18 protein-coding genes and 1 tRNA gene are annotated in these 19,815 nt (G+C 69.9%); 9 read left to right on the top strand and 10 right to left on the bottom strand.

Features of this window, described 5'->3' with window-relative positions; all coding sequences use genetic code 11:
* Positions 1–333: 333 nt before the first annotated feature.
* Positions 334–1,170, bottom strand: coding sequence for a glycerophosphodiester phosphodiesterase (locus C6376_RS09005; RefSeq protein ID WP_107442939.1), 837 nt, complete (start codon positions 1,168–1,170; stop codon positions 334–336).
* A 245-nt stretch (positions 1,171–1,415) separates the two neighbouring features.
* Between C6376_RS09005 and C6376_RS09000 the strand changes: the two genes are divergently transcribed.
* A complete protein-coding gene (locus tag C6376_RS09000; RefSeq protein ID WP_107442938.1) occupies positions 1,416–3,116 on the top strand; it encodes a S1C family serine protease in 1,701 nt (566 codons plus the stop codon).
* Between the two features lie 328 nt (positions 3,117–3,444).
* Here the strand turns inward: C6376_RS09000 and C6376_RS08995 are convergent, their stop codons facing one another.
* The 3 genes from C6376_RS08995 to C6376_RS08985 form a co-directional block, all read right to left on the bottom strand.
* On the bottom strand, positions 3,445–4,005 hold the full coding sequence (locus tag C6376_RS08995; RefSeq protein ID WP_159083189.1) for a hypothetical protein: 561 nt from the start codon (positions 4,003–4,005) through the stop codon (positions 3,445–3,447).
* Between the two features lie 16 nt (positions 4,006–4,021).
* Positions 4,022–4,900, bottom strand: a complete 879-nt coding sequence (locus C6376_RS08990; protein WP_107442936.1) for an amidase domain-containing protein — start codon at positions 4,898–4,900, stop codon at positions 4,022–4,024.
* A 1,054-nt stretch (positions 4,901–5,954) separates the two neighbouring features.
* Complete coding sequence (locus tag C6376_RS08985) at positions 5,955–6,590, bottom strand: hypothetical protein (RefSeq protein WP_107442935.1); 636 nt, start codon at positions 6,588–6,590, stop codon at positions 5,955–5,957.
* A gap of 550 nt (positions 6,591–7,140) precedes the next feature.
* On the opposite strand from C6376_RS08985, the gene C6376_RS43770 reads away from it, so the two are divergent.
* Both C6376_RS43770 and C6376_RS08975 read left to right on the top strand, forming a co-directional pair.
* The gene (locus C6376_RS43770; protein WP_159083188.1) at positions 7,141–7,344 is read left to right on the top strand and encodes a hypothetical protein; all 204 of its coding nucleotides are present in this window, start codon (positions 7,141–7,143) and stop codon (positions 7,342–7,344) included.
* Between the two features lie 136 nt (positions 7,345–7,480).
* A tRNA-Ser gene (locus C6376_RS08975) sits at positions 7,481–7,567 on the top strand.
* Between the two features lie 169 nt (positions 7,568–7,736).
* Here the strand turns inward: C6376_RS08975 and C6376_RS08970 are convergent.
* Together C6376_RS08970 and C6376_RS08965 are read right to left on the bottom strand one after the other, a co-directional pair.
* The gene (locus tag C6376_RS08970; RefSeq protein WP_107442934.1) at positions 7,737–8,027 is read right to left on the bottom strand and encodes a hypothetical protein; all 291 of its coding nucleotides are present in this window, start codon (positions 8,025–8,027) and stop codon (positions 7,737–7,739) included.
* Between the two features lie 345 nt (positions 8,028–8,372).
* Positions 8,373–9,308, bottom strand: coding sequence for a bifunctional DNA primase/polymerase (locus C6376_RS08965; protein ID WP_107442933.1), 936 nt, complete (start codon positions 9,306–9,308; stop codon positions 8,373–8,375).
* Positions 9,309–9,484: 176 nt separating this feature from the next.
* Between C6376_RS08965 and C6376_RS08960 the strand changes: the two genes are divergently transcribed.
* From C6376_RS08960 to C6376_RS08940, 5 genes are all read left to right on the top strand, one after another.
* Positions 9,485–10,390, top strand: a complete 906-nt coding sequence (locus C6376_RS08960; protein ID WP_107442932.1) for a bifunctional MaoC family dehydratase N-terminal/OB-fold nucleic acid binding domain-containing protein — start codon at positions 9,485–9,487, stop codon at positions 10,388–10,390.
* Positions 10,387–10,812, top strand: coding sequence for a MaoC/PaaZ C-terminal domain-containing protein (locus tag C6376_RS08955; RefSeq protein WP_107442931.1), 426 nt, complete (start codon positions 10,387–10,389; stop codon positions 10,810–10,812). The genes C6376_RS08960 and C6376_RS08955 overlap by 4 nt, the downstream gene beginning before the upstream one ends.
* Positions 10,809–11,978, top strand: a complete 1,170-nt coding sequence (locus C6376_RS08950) for a lipid-transfer protein (RefSeq protein WP_107442930.1) — start codon at positions 10,809–10,811, stop codon at positions 11,976–11,978. The genes C6376_RS08955 and C6376_RS08950 overlap by 4 nt, the downstream gene beginning before the upstream one ends.
* 368 nt (positions 11,979–12,346) lie before the next feature.
* Positions 12,347–12,895 carry a SigE family RNA polymerase sigma factor gene (locus tag C6376_RS08945; protein WP_107442929.1) on the top strand — a complete coding sequence of 183 codons (549 nt, stop codon included), beginning with the start codon at positions 12,347–12,349 and terminating at the stop codon, positions 12,893–12,895.
* Between the two features lie 118 nt (positions 12,896–13,013).
* The gene (locus C6376_RS08940) at positions 13,014–14,696 is read left to right on the top strand and encodes a long-chain fatty acid--CoA ligase (protein ID WP_107442928.1); all 1,683 of its coding nucleotides are present in this window, start codon (positions 13,014–13,016) and stop codon (positions 14,694–14,696) included.
* Between the two features lie 420 nt (positions 14,697–15,116).
* Here the strand turns inward: C6376_RS08940 and C6376_RS08930 are convergent, their stop codons facing one another.
* Positions 15,117–15,875, bottom strand: a complete 759-nt coding sequence (locus tag C6376_RS08930) for a MerR family transcriptional regulator (RefSeq protein ID WP_107442926.1) — start codon at positions 15,873–15,875, stop codon at positions 15,117–15,119.
* Positions 15,876–16,179: 304 nt separating this feature from the next.
* The gene (locus C6376_RS08925; RefSeq protein WP_107442925.1) at positions 16,180–17,019 is read right to left on the bottom strand and encodes a LysR family transcriptional regulator; all 840 of its coding nucleotides are present in this window, start codon (positions 17,017–17,019) and stop codon (positions 16,180–16,182) included.
* A 121-nt stretch (positions 17,020–17,140) separates the two neighbouring features.
* On the opposite strand from C6376_RS08925, the gene C6376_RS08920 reads away from it, so the two are divergent.
* A complete protein-coding gene (locus tag C6376_RS08920; protein WP_107442924.1) occupies positions 17,141–17,878 on the top strand; it encodes an SDR family oxidoreductase in 738 nt (245 codons plus the stop codon).
* Between the two features lie 150 nt (positions 17,879–18,028).
* Here the strand turns inward: C6376_RS08920 and C6376_RS08915 are convergent, their stop codons facing one another.
* The gene (locus C6376_RS08915; protein ID WP_107448857.1) at positions 18,029–18,322 is read right to left on the bottom strand and encodes a hypothetical protein; all 294 of its coding nucleotides are present in this window, start codon (positions 18,320–18,322) and stop codon (positions 18,029–18,031) included.
* Positions 18,323–19,116: 794 nt separating this feature from the next.
* Entirely contained in the window at positions 19,117–19,707 is a 591-nt protein-coding gene (locus C6376_RS08910; RefSeq protein ID WP_254075886.1) for a PH domain-containing protein, read from the bottom strand.
* Positions 19,708–19,815 lie beyond the last annotated feature (108 nt).

The following is a 19,815-nucleotide window of genomic DNA, read 5'->3' as shown; positions in this document are numbered from 1 at the left end:
GGTGTGGTCAAGAGGTGTGGATGGGGCTTGTGGGACTTCTGTGACTTTCTCCGAACGGACTCCGGCTCCCCTCGGGCTTGGGGCTGGCGCCCGCGTGCGGAACAGGCGCGGGCCGAAGGAGGCACGGGCGGACGGAGGCGCGGCCGAAGCGGACGCGGGTTGAGGAGGCGCGGCCTGAGGAAGGCGCGGTTCGAGAGGGCACGGCACGGGCTGCAGAGGGAGGGGTTGAGGGGGTGCGGGCTGCACAGGGGAGGGGTTGAGAGGGTGCGGGCTGCACAGGGGAGGTGTTGAGAGGGTGCGGGCTCACGAGGCGTGGGCCCGCGGTCTCCGGGGTCAGCGGCCGAGTCGTCCGAGCACCGCGCGCGGGCGGTTGGTGATGATGGCGTCGACGCCCAGTTCGACGCAGAGATCGACGTCGCCGGGCTCGTTCACCGTCCACACGTGCACCTGGTGCCCGGCTCGTTTCAGCCGCTGGACGTAGGCGGGATGGCTGCGCACGATCCGCATGGACGGGCCGGCGATCCCGACGCCCGCGGGCAGCCGGCCGTCGCGCAGCCGAGGCGAGACGAACTGCATCAGGTACACGGTCGGCAACGTGGGAGCGGCGGCGCGCACCCGGTGCAGCGAGCGGGCCGAGAAGCTCATGATCCGCACCGGGGACTCGGCCCCCGAGGCCGGCGCGTCCAGGTCGAACTTCTTCAGCAGTGCCAGCAGCCGCTCCTCCACCTGTCCGGCCCACCGCGTCGGATGCTTGGTCTCGATGGCCAGTTCCACCCTGCGTCCCGCGTCGGAGACGAGCTCCAGCAGTCGCTCCAGGGTCAGGACGGAGGTCTCCTCGCGGTCCTCGGGCCGGACCTCCCAGTCCGGGTCCTCCTCGCGGGCCTGCCAGGCGTCGCGGGCCTCCTTCGTCTTCCAGGAGCCGAAGTCCAGCGCCGCGAGGTCGGCGAGCTCCAGGGCGGAGACCGCGCCGCGGCCGTTGGACGTACGGTTGACGCGACGGTCGTGCACGCAGACGAGATGGCCGTCCGCGGTCAGCCGTACGTCGCACTCGAGGGCGTCCGCACCGTCCTCGATCGCCTTCTTGTACGCGGCCAGGGTGTGCTCGGGGGCCTCCTCGGAAGCGCCTCGGTGAGCGACGACTTGAATGTGGTGCTGCCGTGCGTGAGTCACCGCGTCATCGTGCCACCGGCGCGCGGTCGTCTGAGAACCCTCTGAGATCTTTCGAAGATGCGCGCTTATTGTGCGTAATAGCCCTTATAAAGAATGGTCAAGGACCCACAGCCACCGCTTATGGTGCTCTGACGGCCCGTGGGAAAAGCTGAGACGTACACAGGAACACCTGTACTGCTTCAGCACGCGACGAGCGTGACCTGAGTACGACCGACGACAACAGCCGTGGATCGAGGAGAAGAGCTGTGAACACCGAGAACGAGGGCAAGAACGAGGGCACCCAGGTACCCCCGGCCCCGTCCGCACCCCCCGTGCCGGTGGATTCTCCCTCGGCCTCCGCGCAGCAGTCCGCGCCGGACGCGGGCGCGCCCACCACGGAGCTCCCGGCGACGCACGTACCGGCGCCGGAAGCGCCCGCCCACGCGGCGGGTGCTCCCGACGCCGGATGGCCGCCGCCCACCGCGCCGCAGGGCGCCCCGGTGCCGACGGACGGCGACTGGCCGCCGCCGGCCCCCTCGGCGTCGCACACGGCCACGGCCATGGCCCCGGCACCGCCCGCCGGCGCCCCACACGGCTCTCAGGCCACCCCCGGAGGCGACTGGCCGGGCCAGGCCCCGGTCACGCCGGCGTACGCCGATGCGGGCACGCACGCGTACGGCGACGGCGGGGCGGGCACGCACGCGTACGGCGACGGCGGGGCGGGCACGCACGCGTACGGCGACGGCGGGGCGGGCACGCACGCGTACGGCGACGGCGGGGCCGGTGGTGCAGAAGGCGCCGGTGGGGCCGTCTGGGGCGCGTCCTATCAGCAGCCCGCCCCGAAGTCCGGCCGGGGCCGTGGCGGGCTCGTCGCAGCGATCCTGGTCGCCGCGCTGGTCGCGGGCGGCCTGGGCGGCGGCCTCGGCTACACGCTCGCCAAGAACGGCGACGACACGGGCTCGACCACCGTCTCCTCCTCCACCAACGGCGGCGAGGTCAAGCGCGACCCGGGCACCGTCGCCGGCGTCGCCGCCAAGGCGCTGCCCAGCACGGTGACCATCCAGGCCGAGTCCAGCAGCGGCGAGGGCGGTACCGGCACCGGCTTCGTGTTCGACACCCAGGGCCATATCGTCACCAACAACCACGTGGTCGCCGAAGCGGTCGACGGCGGCAAGGTGACGGCCACCTTCCCGGACGGAAAGAAGTACAACGCCGAGGTCGTGGGGCACGCCCAGGGCTATGACGTCGCCGTCATCAAGCTCAAGAACGCCCCCTCCAACCTGAAGCCGCTCACTCTCGGCGACTCCGACAAGGTGGCGGTCGGCGACTCGACCATCGCGATCGGCGCGCCCTTCGGCCTGTCCAACACGGTCACCACGGGCATCATCAGCGCGAAGAACCGCCCGGTGGCCTCCAGCGACAGCACCGGCAGCTCGGCCTCCTACATGAGCGCCCTGCAGACGGACGCCTCCATCAACCCCGGCAACTCCGGCGGCCCGCTGCTGGACGCCTCGGGCAACGTCATCGGCATCAACTCCGCGATCCAGTCCACCGGCGGCGGCGGTCTGGGCGGCACCACGCAGTCCGGCTCGATCGGCCTCGGCTTCGCCATCCCGATCAACCAGGCCAGGTACGTCGCCCAGCAGCTGATCAAGACGGGCGAGCCCGTCTACGCGAAGATCGGGGCGTCGGTCTCCCTCCAGGACTCCTCCGGCGGCGCGAAGATCAGCCCCACGGCGGCGGGCGGTGCGTCCGCGGTCGAGTCGGGCGGTCCGGCGGCCAAGGCCGGCCTGAAGCCCGGCGACGTCATCACCAAGCTCGACGACATGGTGATCGACAGCGGGCCGACCCTCATCGGCGAGATCTGGACCCACCAGCCCGGCGACAAGGTCACGATCACCTACGAGCGGGACGGCAAGTCCCACACCGTCGACCTGACCCTCGGTTCCCGCAAGGGAGACAACTGACCGTCCGGCCCGCCAGGGGCGTACGCGCGCGTGACACCCGGCCACAGGCGGTGAGCCGGGCCCGCTCCTCCCACGCGGGGCGGCATGGCCGACGGATCTCACGGCCGTCGGTTCTCGTCGTCGCGCGGGGCCTCCCGACCCACCGCCCCACGTGTCTGCGTGTGGACCAGGCGTGGACCAGCGTTGCGAGACAAACAGCACGTCAGCGCCTGGTCAGAGGGTTTGCGCTGTTGCGGGCCAGAGGGCGCGGGGCGTCGTGAAATGGGAGGGGGAAAGCCCCCGCCCTCCGGCTCGTTCCGGATTGCGGGGGCCTCGGGTGCCCACGCGATCAGTTGTTGTTCTTCATGGTGGAGCCGGTTCCTCCCGGCTCCTTCGGCGCCCAGCTGGGAGCTTGGGTGGCGTCCTTGAAATCGGTCGACTTCATCAGAACCCGCCAGTCCTCCTTGCCCGCATCGCCGTCGAGCCGAACGGTGAACTCTTTGACCTGGTGGGTGCCATGGAAGTACAGGACCACGACCTGGCGTTCTGAACCGTCGTCATAGAAATCGCCTGTCACTTTGCCGCGGGCGCCGGCTCCGAAGCCCTTGATCCAGTTCTCGGCGGTCTTTTGGGCTACCGCATCGCTGCTGTCGCCCGTCGCCAGCTTGCGGAGCTCAGCCGTCCTGCCGTCGGCGATGTCCCACACGAGCTCTTGCATCACCAGCAACGAGCCGGTGGAGGGGTAGCCGACCACATGCAATGGCTCGTGGTCGGCGTACGCCTGCTCGTAGGACGCGCCCGGCCCTCTGGCGTCGGCAGAGCTGCTGTCGAGGACAGCACATCCAGACGTCAGCAGCACTGCTGCTGCCAGCCATCCGGCCGCTGCATGGCTCTGCTTCAACCTGGGCATCTCATGTTCCTTGTTGCTAGCGGGTCTTGGGCCTGACGATCGTGACCTTCTCGATCGGGTTCGAGGTGTGACTGTACCGAGTGATTACCTCGTGGAGGGTGGTCTGATTCTTCAGGCCGTGCTGCACGATCCCCGCGTGCCCCTGCACCATGGACGAGACGATCGCCACGTGGTTGTAAATCCTCTCCTTCTTCCACTTGAAGAAGACGAGATCCCCCACCTTGGCGTTGTACTCGTGCGGTTGGATCGCGCCGTTCCGCCACTTGGTCACGTGCCGCCGGAGGTAGTCCGCGCTCGTCCAACTCCAGCTCTTGCCGAACCCGTACCTACCCTGCCACCAAGCGTTGTCCGCCTTGCGGCCGCCGGGGCGCATCTTCATCCCGCCCCCGTGGTACAGAGCCTTCGAGACGAAGTTCGCGCAGTCCGTCCTGTACTCCCACCGAGTGTCCAGGTTGTTGTACGCCCAGTTGGCCGTTCCGTTGCCGCTGATCGCTGCGGCTGCGGCTGCGGCTGCGGCTGCCGAATCTGCCGAATCTGGCGACGTGGACGCCGGGTCGGCGTCAGGGCGATAGATGCCTTCGTCGATGAGCGGCTGCGGCTCCTCCCCCTGATCGGCGGGGATGTTGCCGTTTGCGTCAGGAAGGTGCGGATCGGTTGAAGGGGCGGGCCACCCTCTTGAGATCCACACGGAATCGGCAACCGCTGCGGAGGTGTTGTCGCCAACGTCTGTGGAGGCGTCGTCGGCAGCGCTTATGGAGGCGTCCGCTGTTTCTGTTATGGCTCCGGTGGCGTCGGGGACGTCTGTGGAGGCGTGCGCCGTTCCGGTGACTGCGCCGGCGGCGGTGAGGGCGAGCACTGCTGCGCCGGTGATCGTACGGCCGAGCTTGTTGCGCAAGAGTCGGGTCCTTCCCCCTGTGATGAATCCCGGCCGCCCGTTGGTCGGATCGGTGCGGCTTTCGGGACACGTTGACTATGGGGATGGAGAGACGGATGCGCAGGTTCCCGGTTTGCCGGTTTCGAGTGGCAGCCGAGCCGGAGCACCTGGGTGAAAGGCGGAGGCGTCACCTCTCCTCAGCAGGTGGGGTGACGCCTCGTAGCCGCGATGCGGAGGACTTTCGGAGCGGGAGCACCACGCTTGTCCTTGACCGGCTTCGGCGTGATGGCGGCGAGCGTGCCAGCGATGCTCGCGCGGTGGTTGGCTGAAGCGCCAGGCCATTACCTTTGCGGCGGTTCTCACTCTCGCCACCGCATGGACGGGCGCTCTCGCGCAGATCCTCTCCCGAGTCGTCACACACTGCGTCCCAACCGTCGGTGTGGCCGGGCATCCGGTCGGAGCTGACGCCATCCCCGACGCACGCGCGCGTGATCGCTGACCTCGGCGACTGGAGTGCGTGGCCGCAGGCACTTCTCATGGCGCGGCGCCCGACCCTACGGAGCGGAAGGTTGCAGGGCTTCGAGCGGAGGAAGGGGACAGCGGACTCCGCGTGGACCACGGCCCCCGCGCAACACTCGGTGCCGGTACGCTGTACCCGCTCCGCCCCAGGTGGGCAGGGGCGCAGGTGGGTTGCCGAGCGGCCTAAGGGAACGGTCTTGAAAAACGCGAGAGCGTGACAGCGTTCCGATGGGCCCGGGTGTCGACCACTCCGCAGGTCATAGACGTGCTGGTCAGAAGGGGTGCTTCTCGATGAGGGGCGCCCCTTCTGCGGGCGAGCTGTCTCACTTTGATCAACCTCTGTCACGGTGTGACTCAGTGCTGTGGACCAGACGTGGACCGGAGTCCGGCACAAGCGAACCTTGTACCCACTGGTCAGCACCCCTTGCGGTCTGGAGCATGGACCGTTGCCCAGAACCGTGTGAGGCCGGAAGTGCCAAGACACGGCAATGAGTGAGGCGGTCTGCCGGAAGTGTGGCTTCCGGCAGACCGCCTCTGCTCGTTGCGAGCTATCGGATCAGAGGAGCGCACCGTCGGTGATCTGAGTGGCTGTGCCGTTCTTGACCACGACCTCGGCCTCCACGCCCTTCTTGGCGGCCTTCTCCAGGTCGGCCTCCTCGCAGGGGGCGTCCACCTTCGAGCCGGCGGTGCCGCAGATCTGGCCCCCGCCCAGGATCACGGTGTCCTCGGCGAGGAAGAACGCCTGCTGCTCACCGCCGGAGCCCTTGGCTGCAGGACCGTCGACCAGGTACTTGCCGGGTGCCACGTACCGCACGATGCCGTACCAGGTGCCGCTGACGCCCTTGCCCTTGTTGAGGCCTTCCACGACGGTCTCGCCGGAATCGGATGTGCTCCCGGAACCAGACGTGCTGCCGCCGGACGTGTTCCCGGAACCGGACGTCTTGCCGCCGGACGTGCTGCCACCGGACGTCTTCCCGGAACCAGACGTGCTGCCGCCGGACGTGTTCCCGGAACCGGAGGGGGACGCGGAGGCACCGCTGACGCCTGTCGCACCAGACTTGCTCGCCGCCACAGACGCGTCGGCCTTGCCGGAGGAGCTGTCGGCGTCGCTCTGGTTGCACGCCGTCATCAGCAGGGTGCCGCCCAGGAGCGCGACGGAGACAAGGAAGGCCTTGCGGCAGTTGCGGATCATGTGTCAGTTCCCCTGCGTGATCTACTGGTTGGGGCTGAGGTGCGGGCGTCCCTCGGCACGTGCTTGATCATTATGAGGGGCCCAGGGGCCGAGCGGATGCCTCGCTCCTTGATCCAAGACGACGCCGTAACGGTCCCGTGACATGACCAACTCGACTTCACTGAACCGGGGTTGTTACTCCCCTCCGGACGCCGGGGGCATCGAGGGTTGCCGATCACCTGTGCGGGGTGCTGGCGGAGTGTCAGCCGGGCCGCCAGGCCCTTGCTCCAAGGGCTCCAGATCGTGCGGAACACAGGGCGTAGGCGATCGCAAGAAGGTGCCATCCCCTCCCCGTCAGGGGGGTGAAGATGGCACCTGTTGGGCGAACGGACGGCTCTCTCTATTCTCGTTCAGCAGCCTTCAAAGCCCGTTCGATCTGGTCGTTCGAGCGCTGTTGGTTGCGGTGAGTTGCCTTGGCGTAGAAGCGGAACAGGACTGCGATGCTGTGGCCCGCCCGGCGTGCGACCTCGGCCGGAGAGACGCCGGACTCAAGCCAGAGCGAGACGCCCGCGTGGCGCATGGAGTATGGGACGTCAGCCAGCGGCGAGGCTGCCTCGGACTGCGTCAGTACCGCGAGCCGGGCGATCTTCCACGCCTCTCCGTACTCCTTGGACAGGAGGTGGCCGCCCTGGGGCGCGCGAAAGAGCCGGCCGTCCTCGGCAGTGCCGAACTCCTTGATGTGCTCGCGGACGGTGCTTTCCGCGGACTGGCGTGAGGCCTGGCAGCCGCTGATCGCGGGAGGGCGCTGGTGACCGAAACAGAGCCAGTGGACCCCGTGTGGACCACGGGCCCCGCGAGCAGCCCGCGCCCGGTAGTCTGTACCCGCTCCGCCCCAGGTGGGCCGGGGCGCAGGTGGGTTGCCCGAGCGGCCTAAGGGAACGGTCTTGAAAACCGTCGTGGCAGCGATGTCACCGTGGGTTCAAATCCCACACCCACCGCAGCGCAGGTCAGAGACTTGCAGGGCGGAAGGGGTGCCACTCTCCGGAGCGGCACCCCCTCCGCGTTCACCCTGTCTCATCCTGATTCGCCGGTATCCCAGCTCTGACCAGTGCGTATGGGCCGTCTATGGGCCATCTGTGGGCCAGGATCCGGGGCGCGCGTCGCTTGTCACTCCTGGGCCCAGTCGAACGGCATGGGGGCGTCCGGCGGGATCACCCACGGGCGGGGGTACCGGGCGTGACAGCCGGTGCAGCGTGCGACAAACGGTCCTGCTTCGGGGTTGGTGAGAACGCTGTAGTGGCTGGACACCTTGGCGGGGAGCATGTAGCCGTTCGCTGTCGTCTCCAGACCAGGCCATGCCGGCGAGCACTGGCAGAGCTGTTCCACTGCGAATGACGCGCCCTCGGCAGTCTTCGTCGTGCGCTTGAACAGGTCGGTGAAGGTCTCACGTACGGACACGGCAGACTCGCTTTTCGATGCGGGTGATCCGGGGCGTCGAGATTACAGCGCGGTCGGCGGAACGGCTTCCGGCGGCAGCTGCAAGGGGGCGAGTGATGACGGCCCCTGAGCTTCCGGCGAGGCGGGCATGTAAGACCCCTCACGCTCCGTGACTGCCGGTCTCGGCAGTCACGGAGCATGGGGGCCGACACCACGGCGGCGCTGTACCAGCGGGCCTGTCCACTCTCGTCGTCCTCACCGGAGAGGCCAGCCGGACGACTCAGGAGCGACTGCCGCGCGGCGAAGCCGAGCATCGGCTCATTCAGTCGGAGGTACAGGTCGATGCGGGCCGGCGCGCCGGAGGGTTCACGGGGCCGGGCGGTGCGCCGTCATCCGGGCCGCGGACGCGATCGTCCCCCGGGCCTCCCGGGCCGTCAGCCCGGTGTGGACGGCCGCGGTGATCAGGTCCTCGGTCAGTTCCGCGCCGATGCCGTTCTCGTGGGCCCGGCAGGCCGCCCAGAACAGCCGGGTGTTGCGCTGCCCCTCGTGGGCGGCCAGGACGAACTGGATCAGGCCCCGGCCGTGCGCGCCGCCCGCCGGCGGCCGCCTGCCCTGGCGGGCGGAGCGCGGCGGTGGGACCAGCAGGCGCAGCAGGGAGGGCGGGCAGGGTGCCGGCGGGAGGTGGGCACTGCCGGGGTCGGCGGCGTAGACACCGTGTGCGGTGCGGGATCCGGGGCCGACCAGGTAGCCGCCGGCACCGCGGATGTCGATGCCGGGGGCGAGCCGGCCGGCCGAGTTGGGGACGACGACGTCCGGCGGGCCGGTGAGCCAGAGGTGCCGTCCACCGGACGGAGTGAGGACGACGACCGTCGGCGGGATCGTGAAGAGGTGCCGCATGGCCAGTTCGCGCAGGGCCGCCGAGGAGTCCGTGCCCGACTTGGTGTCCAGGTCGATGCCGACGAGATGGTGCGGCGGCAGCCCGCAGGCGATGCCGTACCCGGTGGCCCAGGGCGCGGCGGCGAAGAGTGCGCGGATGCGGGCGGGGTCGGTGGTGGCGTCGTACACGCCGTGGCCGGGGCGGCCGCATTCGCCGTGGCAGGGCGGGGCGGCGGGATCGTCCACGCGCACGTCTCGGTGGCCATGTCGGTGTTCGTCGAGGTGTTCGTCGCGGTGGGGGGAGCGCAGGGCCGGGAGCTTGGTCCTGGACAGGGGGATGACGGCCAGGCCGCGTTCGGCGGCCGACAGGGCGTGGGCGAGGGCCAGCGTGGTGGCCTGCCGGGGGAACCGGTCGCTAGTGGCCATGCCTTCATTGTCGTACACGCGTTCGAAATAGGGAAGGGGTGCGTGCCGGGGTGTGCCGCGCCGGCCGGCCCTGTCGGAGGCTTGACAGCGGTTCGTATCTGACGGACAGTCAGAAACCGTTCTGTCACCGGCAGTCCGCACGCATCGCCCGTCCCGGTCCTGGAAGGAGTGCGGTCGTGGACGACGACGATCTCCACCGGCGGCTCAAGGCCTACGAGGGCCGCCCCGCCGCGGTCGCCGGCACCGGCCGGGATCCCGTCAACGCGCCCATGATCCGGCACTGGTGCGAGGCGATGGGCGACCGCAACCCGGCGTACACCGGCCCCGGCGCGATCGCCCCGCCCGCCATGCTGCAGGCATGGATCATGGGTGGCCTGAGCGGTCACCAGGGGCGCGCGCAGGCCTACGACGAGCTGCTCACCCTGCTCGACGACGCGGGCTGCACCGCGGTCGTGGCCACCGACTGCGAGCAGGAGTACCTGCGTCCCCTGCGGCCGGGCGACGAGGTCGCCTTCGACACGGTGATCGAGTCGGTGTCGCCGCGCAAGACCACCAAGCTGGGCGCCGGGCACTTCGTCACGACGCGGACGGACGTCCGCGTGGCCGGGACGCTCGTCGGCACCCACCGCTTCCGCATCCTCAAATACGCCCCGGCCACGCGGAATCCGCGACCCCCCGAGCGTCGCCCCCGCCCCGTCGTGAACCGCGACAACGCCGGTTTCTGGGAGGGCGTCCGCGATCGCCGCTTCCTCATCCAGCGCTGCGCCGTCTGCGACACCCTCCGCTTCCCGTGGCTGCCCGGCTGCAACGCGTGCGGCGCGCCCGAGTGGGACGTCGTCGAGGCCGGCGGTGCGGGGACGGTCTTCTCGTACGTCGTGATGCACCACCCGCCCTTCCCGGCGTTCTCCCCGCCCTACGCGGTGGGCCTGATCGAGCTCGCCGAGGGTGTCCGGGTCATCAGTGACGTGGTGGACGTCCCCTACGACAAGGTGCGGGTCGGCATGCCCGTGGAGCTGGAGTTCCGCACCTACGACGACGAGTTGACGCTGCCCGTGTTCCGCGCGCGGGAGGGAGCCGTATGAAGGCCGGTGACGTGCTGCCGCCGCTGGAGATCGAGGTCACCCGCACCCTGATCGTGGCCGGCGCCCTCGCCTCGCGCGACTACCAGGACGTCCACCACGACCCCGAACTCGCCCGGCGGAAAGGGTCGCCCGACATCTTCATGAACATCCTCACCACCAACGGCCTGGTCGGCCGCTACCTCACCGACTGGTTCGGCCCGACGACCGTGCTGCACAGGGTGGCCATCCGGCTGGGGGCGCCCAACCACCCGGGCGACACGATGGTGTTGCGGGGCCGGGTCGAGGAGGTCGACGGGGACACCGCAGTGGTGCGGGTCACCGGGGACAACGGCGTCGGCCGCCACGTCACCGGCACGATCACACTCACCGTCCCAGGGTCGGGTTCGGAGTCGGGTTCGGAGTCGGGGGCGGGGATCAGATGAGCGTGCGGGAGCGCGACCGGCTCGGGGGGCGGGCAGCCGTCGTCGGGATCGGGGCGACGGAGTTCTCCAAGGACTCGGGGCGCAGCGAACTGCGGCTGGCGACGGAGGCGGTACGGGCCGCACTGGACGACGCGGGGCTCGTGCCGGCCGACGTGGACGGCATGGTGACGTTCACGATGGACACCAGCCCGGAGATCACCGTGGCGCAGGCCTGCGGGATGGGCGAGCTGTCCTTCTTCTCGCGGGTCCACTACGGCGGCGGGGCGGCCTGCGCGACCGTGCAGCAGGCGGCGCTGGCGGTGGCGGCGGGCGTGGCCGACGTCGTCGTCTGCTACCGCGCCTTCAACGAGCGCTCGGGACGCCGCTTCGGCTCGGGGGTGCGGCACCGCGAGCCGTCGGCGGAAGGAGCGGCGCTCGGCTGGTCGCTGCCGTTCGGGCTGCTCACCCCCGCGTCCTGGGTGGCGATGGCGGCCCAGCGGTACCTGTACGCCTACGGGCTGACCGGGCAGGAGGCCTTCGGTCCGGTGGCCGTCACGGCCCGTCGGCACGCGGCGCGCAATCCGGCCGCCTACTTCCACGGTCGGCCGATCACCCTCGCCGACCACGCGGCCTCCCGCTGGATCGCCGAACCCCTGCGGCTGCTGGACTGCTGCCAGGAGACCGACGGCGGTCAGGCCCTGGTCGTCACCTCGGTGGAGCGGGCCCGCGACCTGCCTTACCCGCCCGCCGTGATCGCCGCCGCGGCGCAGGGGGCGGGCCGGGCCCAGGAGCAGATGACCAGTTTCTACCGCGACGACCTGACGGGCCTGCCGGAGATGTCCGTGGTCGCCCGTCAGCTGTGGCGGACCTCCGGGCTGGCGCCGGCCGACGTCGACGTCGGAATTCTGTACGACCACTTCACCCCGTTCGTACTGATGCAGCTGGAGGAGTTCGGCTTCTGCGCGCCGGGCGAGGCCGCGGGCTTCGTGGCGGAGGACCGGCTGCCGCTGAACACCCACGGCGGCCAGCTCGGCGAGGCCTACCTGCACGGGATGAACGGCATCGCCGAGGCCGTACGGCAGCTGCGGGGCACGTCCGTGAACCAGGTGCCGGGGGCCGCACGGGCGCTGGTGACGGCGGGCACCGGCGTGCCGACCTCGGGCCTGGTGCTGGTCTCGGACGGCTGAGACCCCGGGACCCCGGGAGCCCGAGACCCCGAGACCCCGAGACCCCGGGAGCCTGAGGCCCCGAGAGCCTGACATCCCGAGGACGGCCCGGGAGCGCACGCCCCACGCGCGGTCCGGGGGCGGCCCGGGCGTACGGCAGGGAGGCCCACGCATGGCCCGGGCGTACGGCCGGGAGGTCAAGGGCCCGGGGACGCGCGGCTGGGAGGGCGGGGACGACGCCCGGGCGCCCAGGGTCATCCCCGACGGGCGGCGAGGGCTCGTCCACCTGTAGGGGTGGAGCAGGCGCCACCCCTACAACCTGAGGGGGACGCGTCTTAGGGACCTGCGGCCGATCCGCACGCCCGGCAGGCGAACCTAGCGTGGGAGCCATGACCACACTCGTCTGCACCAGCGCGTCGAACGGCAGGACGCGGCCCGCACCATACCCGTCCTTCGCGTCGTACGTCAGGGCCCGTCAGCCGGTGCTGCTGCGCACCGCCAGGTCGCTGACGGCGAACCCGAACGACGCGGAGGATCTGCTGCAGACCGCCCTCGCCAAGACGTACGTCGCGTGGGAGCGGATCGAGGACCAACGGGCGCTCGACGGCTATGTCCGTCGTGCCCTGGTGAACACGCGCACGTCGCAGTGGCGCAAACGCAAGGTCGACGAGTTCATGTGCGACGAGCTGCCGGAGCCGGAGCCGGTGACCGGCGGGAACGACCCGGCCGAGCAGCAGGCGCTGCACGACGCGATGTGGCAGGCGATCACGAAGCTGCCCGCGCGGCAGCGCGCGATGGTGGTCCTCAGGTACTACGAGGACCTCAGTGAGGCTCAGACGGCCGAGGTGCTCGGCGTCTCGGTGGGCACCGTGAAGTCGGCCGTGTCGCGGGCGCTCGGCAAGCTGCGCGAGGACCCTGAACTGGGGCTTGTGCGATAGCGGGCCGACATAGTGTTTTGACCGGGGCTTTAACGTGATCTGATCGATCACCGCCTCCTAGTGACATACCGAGCGGTATGTGCGCAGAATCAGCACAACCGTTACCACCGCGTAGGCAATGTCGCCGCCCTGGGAGGACGCCGTGCTGAGCACCATGCAGGACGTACCGCTGCTGATCTCGAGGATCCTGACGCACGGGGCCACGATTCACGGCTCGGCACAGGTGACCACCTGGACGGGCGAGGGGGAACCGCACCGCCGTTCCTTCGCCGAGATCGGCGACCGCGCCGCACAGCTGGCGCACGCCCTGCGCGACGACCTCGGGGTGTCGGGCGACGACCGGGTCGCCACGCTCATGTGGAACAACGCCGAGCACGTCGAGGCCTACTTCGCGATCCCCGCGATGGGCGCCGTGCTGCACACCCTCAACCTGCGCCTGCCTCCCGAGCAGCTGGTGTGGATCGTCAACCACGCGGCCGACAGGGTGGTCATAGCCAACGGGTCGCTGCTGCCGCTGCTCGCCCCGCTGCTCCCGCACCTCAGGACGGTCGAGCACGTCGTCGTCTCCGGACCCGGCGACCGCTCCCTCCTCGACGGCGCCCACGCGCGCGTGCACGAGTACGAGGACCTCGTCGCGGGCAAGCCGGCCGTCTACGACTGGCCCGAGCTGGACGAACGCCAGGCCGCCTCCATGTGCTACACCTCGGGCACCACGGGCGACCCCAAGGGCGTCGTCTACAGCCACCGGTCGATCTACCTGCACTCCATGCAGGTCAACATGGCCCAGTCGATGGGCCTGACCGACCAGGACACCTCGCTCGTCGTCGTCCCGCAGTTCCACGTCAACGCCTGGGGACTGCCGCACGCCACCTTCATGACCGGCGTGAACATGCTGATGCCGGACCGGTTCCTGCAGCCCGCGCCGCTCGCCGAGATGATCGAGAGCGAGAAGCCCACGCACGCGGCCGCCGTCCCCACCATCTGGCAGGGCCTGCTGGCCGAGCTCACCGCCAAGCCGCGGGACGTCTCCAGCCTCACGCAGGTCACCATCGGCGGCTCGGCCTGCCCGCCGTCCCTCATGACCGCCTTCGACGGGCTGGGCATGCGGGTCTGTCACGCCTGGGGCATGACGGAGACCTCCCCGCTCGGCACCATCGCCCGTCCGCCGGCCCACGCGGTCGGCACAGACGAGGAGTTCGCCTACCGCCTCACCCAGGGCCGCTTCCCGGCCGGCGTCGAGGCCCGCCTCACCGGCCCCGGCGGCGAACGCCTGCCCTGGGACGGCGAGTCGGCCGGCGAGCTTGAGGTGCGCGGCGCCTGGATCGCGGGCGCCTACTACAACGGCCCCGACTCCGAACCCCTGCGCCCCGCCGACAAGTTCAGCGAGGACGGCTGGCTCAAGACGGGTGACGTCGGCACGATCTCCCCCGACGGCTTCCTCACCCTCACCGACCGAGCGAAGGACGTCATCAAGTCCGGCGGCGAGTGGATCTCGTCGGTGGACCTGGAGAACGCGCTGATGTCCCACCCGGACGTCACCGAGGCCGCCGTAGTGGCCGTCCCGGACGAGAAGTGGGGCGAGCGCCCGCTGGCCACGGTCGTCCTCAGGGAGGGCTCCACCGCCGACTTCACGTCCCTGCGCGCCTTCCTCGCCGCAGAGGGCGGCATCGCCAAGTGGCAGCTCCCCGAGCGCTGGACGATCATCGAGGCCGTCCCGAAGACGAGCGTGGGCAAGTTCGACAAGAAGAAGATCCGCGAAGCGCACAGGCTGGGCGAACTCGACGTGACCAAGCTCAGCTGACCTCGCTGACCTCGCCGACCTCGCCGAACTCGCTGAGCGGCGAGAGCCCCCGGCCCTTGAATTGGCCCCGGCCGGGGCTCTCGCCGTTGCCACTGCTCCCACCCCGACACAGCCCGCCCACCGGCTCACCCGGGAGGCGGGCTGCCGCTTCTGCGAACCTCCCGCCGGGCGCGTCGTCCGCGCTCCGGCCCAGCTGGATCACGAGGGTTTCCCACCGCGGGCCACTGGCCACCCATCGGCACACCGCATGTCGTCAGGGAAGCACCGAGCAGGGCCATGGCCATGGCGGCCGACTCGACCCGAAGCCGTGGAGCAGAACGCTTGCTCGCCGAAGGCTTGGCAAGCCGACGACCAGGGAAGACCTGCACGGCGTTGATCACGGGGGTGCAGAGCAGCAAAGCACCGAGGATGCGTTGTGGTTCAGTCCAGCCGGGTGGCGCTGTTGGCCACCATGGCGTCGCGCTGGTATTCAGCGAGCCCGGGCGTGATGGCCTCGTATGCGGCGCGCCAGGTCTCGTTGTCGACGATGGAACGTGCGAGGGCCCGGTAGTCCTCGGCGGAGACAGCGCGCAGTTCGGCCAGGGCCCGGTACTGGGCATCGATCTCGGCCTGGACGGGGGCGGCGTCGGCCGGTTGGCCCGCGGCCAGGAGTTCGGCCAGCCGGATCATCTGCGCCGTGCGCTCACGGTGCGCGGCGTCGGCGCCGGCCTGGCTCATCGTGGTGGCGCGCTGTCCGACCTCGTGGGCGAGTTCGGGGTAGTCGCGCATGTTGTGCTCGTAGTGGGCGGGCGTCACGCCCTCGAAGAGGTTCTCCGGACGGTTGATGGTCATGGGACGGTCGTCCTTCCTGGACTGCTCCAGTTCGGCGATCGTGCGGGAGACGGTGCCGGCCAGGACGTCGATCCGGTCCCGCTCCGCGAGGAGGCGCCGGTGGTGGCTTCGCAGGGCGTCCACCTCGTCGACCTGCTGGGACAGAATCCGGCCGATCTCCGGCAGCCCGACACCCAGCGCCCGCAGTACGAGGATCTGCTGGAGCCGCAGGAGCTGGCGTTCCCCGTAGTACCGGTGACCGTTGGTGCCGATCCGGGCCGGTGGCAACAGGCCGGTCTCGTCGTAGTGGCGCAGTGTCCGGGCGGTCACGCCCGACAGCCGGGCCACCTCCGCGATCGGCCGGTCCATCACCACTCCCGCACGTGTGTCGCCGGGCCGGTCTCTCCGGCCCTGGTCACGACGGTAGAAGCTGCCGCAACGGCAACTTCAACCCCGAAACCCGGAGTCCTCGTTGGCGAACGGACATGACGGTCCGGCCCCGGTGGCGGGTCCTGCCGCCCGGGAAGATCCGGTCCACTGCCGGGTGGGGACTCGGGTGCGAAGCGGGTGGTCGACTCGGCGCCGGTGTTGTGCCGGCGGACAGGGGAGGCGTTCGAGGTGCCAGTTGCTTGATCGGGGACTGCGGTTGGAGGGCCGCCCCTTTCATCCGAGTTCAAAGACGTGTTGCAACGCGGATCAGGTCAGCAACCGTACGAAGGCGGCTGTGCGGCGGCCAGGCGATCACAGTTGTCACGGGCGGAGCGTCCAGGACCGGTACGGCGGCGAGGCCCCGGTGCAGGTCGGCGCCGGCCGACTCGGGAATGACCACGGTGGTACGGCCGAGCGCGACCAGCTGGAAGAGTTGTGTCAGGTTCCGTACTTCTGCGCCCGGTCCCTCTGGGTAGCTGCCGCTGGGACCGGGCCAGCGCGCCATCGGGAGCTCTGGCAGCGTGGTGACGTCGGCCATCCGGATCTGGGAGCGGCTGGCGAGCGGGTGTGAGGCAGGCAGGATCGCGACCTGTCCCTCGGTGTACAGGGTTTCGGTGTCCAGCCCGGCTGTTGAGTCGAAGGGCAGGTGCAGCAGAGCCACGTCGGCTTGCCCGTCCTGCAGCAGCAGTTGGTGCTGGTGTGCCTCGCAGAGCAGTAGCTCGACGGTGGCTGCGCCGGGTTCCGCGGCGTACGCGTCGAGCAGTTTCGTGAGCAGTTCGCCAGCGGTGCCGGACTTCACGGCGAGGACAAGGCTGGGGTGCGCTGTCGAGGCCCGCCGGGTACGCCGCTCAGCTGCGGTGACCGCGCTGAGGATCGTGCGTCCTTCGGCCAGCAGCACACCTCCGGCCGCGGTGAGCGTGACCTTGCGGCTGGTGCGTTCCAGTAGTGCGGTTCCGAGCCGCCGTTCGAGCTGGGTGATCGCGCGGGACAGGGGCGGCTGGGCCATCCCGAGACGCTGGGCAGCCTTGCCGAAGTGCAACTCCTCGGCGACGGCGACGAAGTACCGCAGCTCTCGTAGTTCCATGAGTCCAGGCTAATGACGGCAGACGGCAGACCGCAGATGGCGGGTGGCAGGCGGCAGATCAATACCGGCCCGGTATCGCTGCACTACCGAGACGGTGTTGGTCCCCGGCCGCAGCACGAGCATGCTCGCTCTCATGAGCGAGAAGACGATCGCGCTGGTCACCGGTGCGAACAAGGGAATCGGGTACGAGATCGCGGCCGGGCTGGGTGCGCGGGGTTGGAGTGTCGGTGTCGGCGCACGGGACGCGCAACGCCGGGAGGACGCCGTGGCGAAGTTGCGCGCGGCCGGCGCCGACGCGTTCGGCGTACCCCTGGACGTGACCGACGGCGAGAGTGTCACCGCCGCGGTCCAACTGATCGAGGAGCGGGCAGGACGGCTCGACGTACTGGTCAACAATGCGGGTGTCGCCGGCGGCTGGCCGGAGAAACCCACGACCGTCGACCTCGAGACCGTGCGGCTGCTGCTGGAGACCAACGTCGTCGGCGTCATCAGGGTCACCAACGCGATGCTGCCGTTGCTTCGCCGCTCGGAGCACCCACGGATCGTCAACCAGTCCAGCCACGTCGGCTCCCTGGCACTGCAGACCACGCCCGGCGTCGACCTCGGGGGGATCAGCGGGGGCTACGCGCCGACGAAGACCTACCTCAACGCCGTCACCATCCAGTACGCCAAGGAGCTGAGCGGCACCGGCATCCTGATCAACAACGCCTGCCCCGGTTACGTGGCCACCGACCTCAACGGATTCAGCGGAACCCAGACCCCCGAGCAGGGCTCGGCGATCGCCATCAGGCTGGCGACCCTGCCGGACGACGGCCCTACCGGCCAACTGTTCGACGACAAAGGGGTTGTGCCCTGGTGACCTGACCCTCGGATACGTCCGCGTCGACCAGGCCGCCACCGGTCGGACCACGTGCACCCGGCGAGCATCGACAGGACGCGCGGGGTGGTGTCGATGGCTGAGCGGGCCCGGTCCTGGGCGGCGGTCACGAGTGCAAGGCTGTCGCCCGGATCAGGCAGCGGGCCGACGGGCGCGCAGCCGGTGGACGCCCTTTATGGCGTAGCCAACGGACATGAGCACCCAACCGGGGACCGCGATCCACACCCAGGGGCCCGCCACCACGAAACTCAGAAACGAGCCACCAAAGAGCAGCAGGCCACCGACTGCATCCAGCAGGTCGAGACGCGCCTTGAAGCGCACCGCGGAGTCGAGTCCGCGCAGTCCGTGGAGGATGGGCACGAGACCGAGGACCTGTAAGACGACCAGGCCGAGAAAGATCCAGGCGAACCAATCGGGTATGTCCACGGCGCGCACTGTATCGCTCGTCCGGGACCCTGGAGGCGAAGATCCAAAGAGGCAGCACGCTGGGCGTTGATGTCACCAGTTGATGTCGAAGGCCACGTCAGTTGAACTGACGGGGCCTTCGACCTGTGTGCACTCGGCAGGATTCGAACCGGCAACCTTCTGATCCGTAGGATCGGGCAGTACGTTGTGAGCCGCTCGCCCAGGGGCGGCGAGCACGCGCCTCCGTGTGCCGTCGTTGCCGTCAGAGCTACCGTCAAATCTGCAACGGCGCGGCCAACATGACACTCTGCGGGCCAGCAACCGTGAAGCGCACGTGTTCTGCCTGGCCAACTGAGTTACAACCCTCTTCACGGGTTCAAGCCCCGGCTGCGCTCCGCTCCGCCGCGGGCGACGCTCCTGCCTTCGGCCCGCTCCGCCCGCGCTGCGCCGACGCGCGCCCACAGCGGGTAGGTCCGGGGGTCATGGGGTGATCACCACAGGGCGGCAGCACGTCACAGCAGTGCCTCCGGTGCTCAGGCTCCGAGATGGCGGGGGCACCGTCAGCGGGTGCCGGCCCGTGGAGAGCGTGCGCTGGAGGCTCCCATCCCGCCTGCCATCGACCCAGGCAGAGCCGAGCAGTCGCGGCCCAGGGCCTCCAGGTCGTTCGTACAGTGGCGCGCTCCACCTGGACGCCAGGAACCGCGCCCGCTCCACGGTGTGTGGGTCGACGGCAGACGGGATGGGAGCTGGGGTGAGTGGTGGGTTGAGGACGGTGCAATCGCTTGAGGCTCATGACAGTCGCCGAGAATCTCGGGTCAGGTCACAGCGAGCAGGACCACCAGCAGCATCAGGCCCGCCGCCGCCGGGCCGAGGATCTCGTACGCCCAGCGAACCTCCGGTTGACCCTGGCCCTCCTTGGTCATGGCACCTGCCTCATGGAGCGCACGCAGGCTCTCCATGGTTCTGTCGGACCTCGGCCGCAGACGTTCTGCCTCGGCGCTCGGCCGGTCGGGCGGTCCCGCATCGAAGAGCCCGCGGCGGTCCAGGATGGGGCCACCCGGATTCAGCGAGGACTCGGCCAGCCTGACCCGCTCGCGGCTGGCTCGCTTCAGGCCGCGCGCAGAGACCGGGATGGCCCACAACTGGTATTTGGTGCCGATCTGGTCGAAGACCTCATTGGAGTGACCAGCCCGCAAACCGGAGACGGCGCCCCAGGGCAGCGTAACGGTGCGGAAGGGGTTGCGGATACGCAGCCGGTGGTCGTTGGCGAAGATCGCGGGCCGCAGAGTCAAGGCGATCAGCAGCGGAATCACCAGCAGCATCCCCGCCAGGGCTTTCCAGGGCATACCACCCTCGGTGCTGACGACCGCGCTGAGGCCGAGCCCCAGGACGACGACAAGGAGCACTGCTCCTGTGGCAATGCCGGCGGGCGATCGGAAGACACGGTCAGCGGAGGCAGGCTGCGCGGCCCGGAGTGGGAACGGTGAGTCCGATGTCGACATGCGTACGATTGT

The sequence above is a fragment of the Streptomyces sp. P3 genome, assembly GCF_003032475.1.
Taxonomy (GTDB): Bacteria; Actinomycetota; Actinomycetes; order Streptomycetales; family Streptomycetaceae; genus Streptomyces.
The sequence above is the reverse complement of the archived record's forward strand: the minus strand, read 5'-3'. Positions and strand labels throughout refer to the sequence as shown.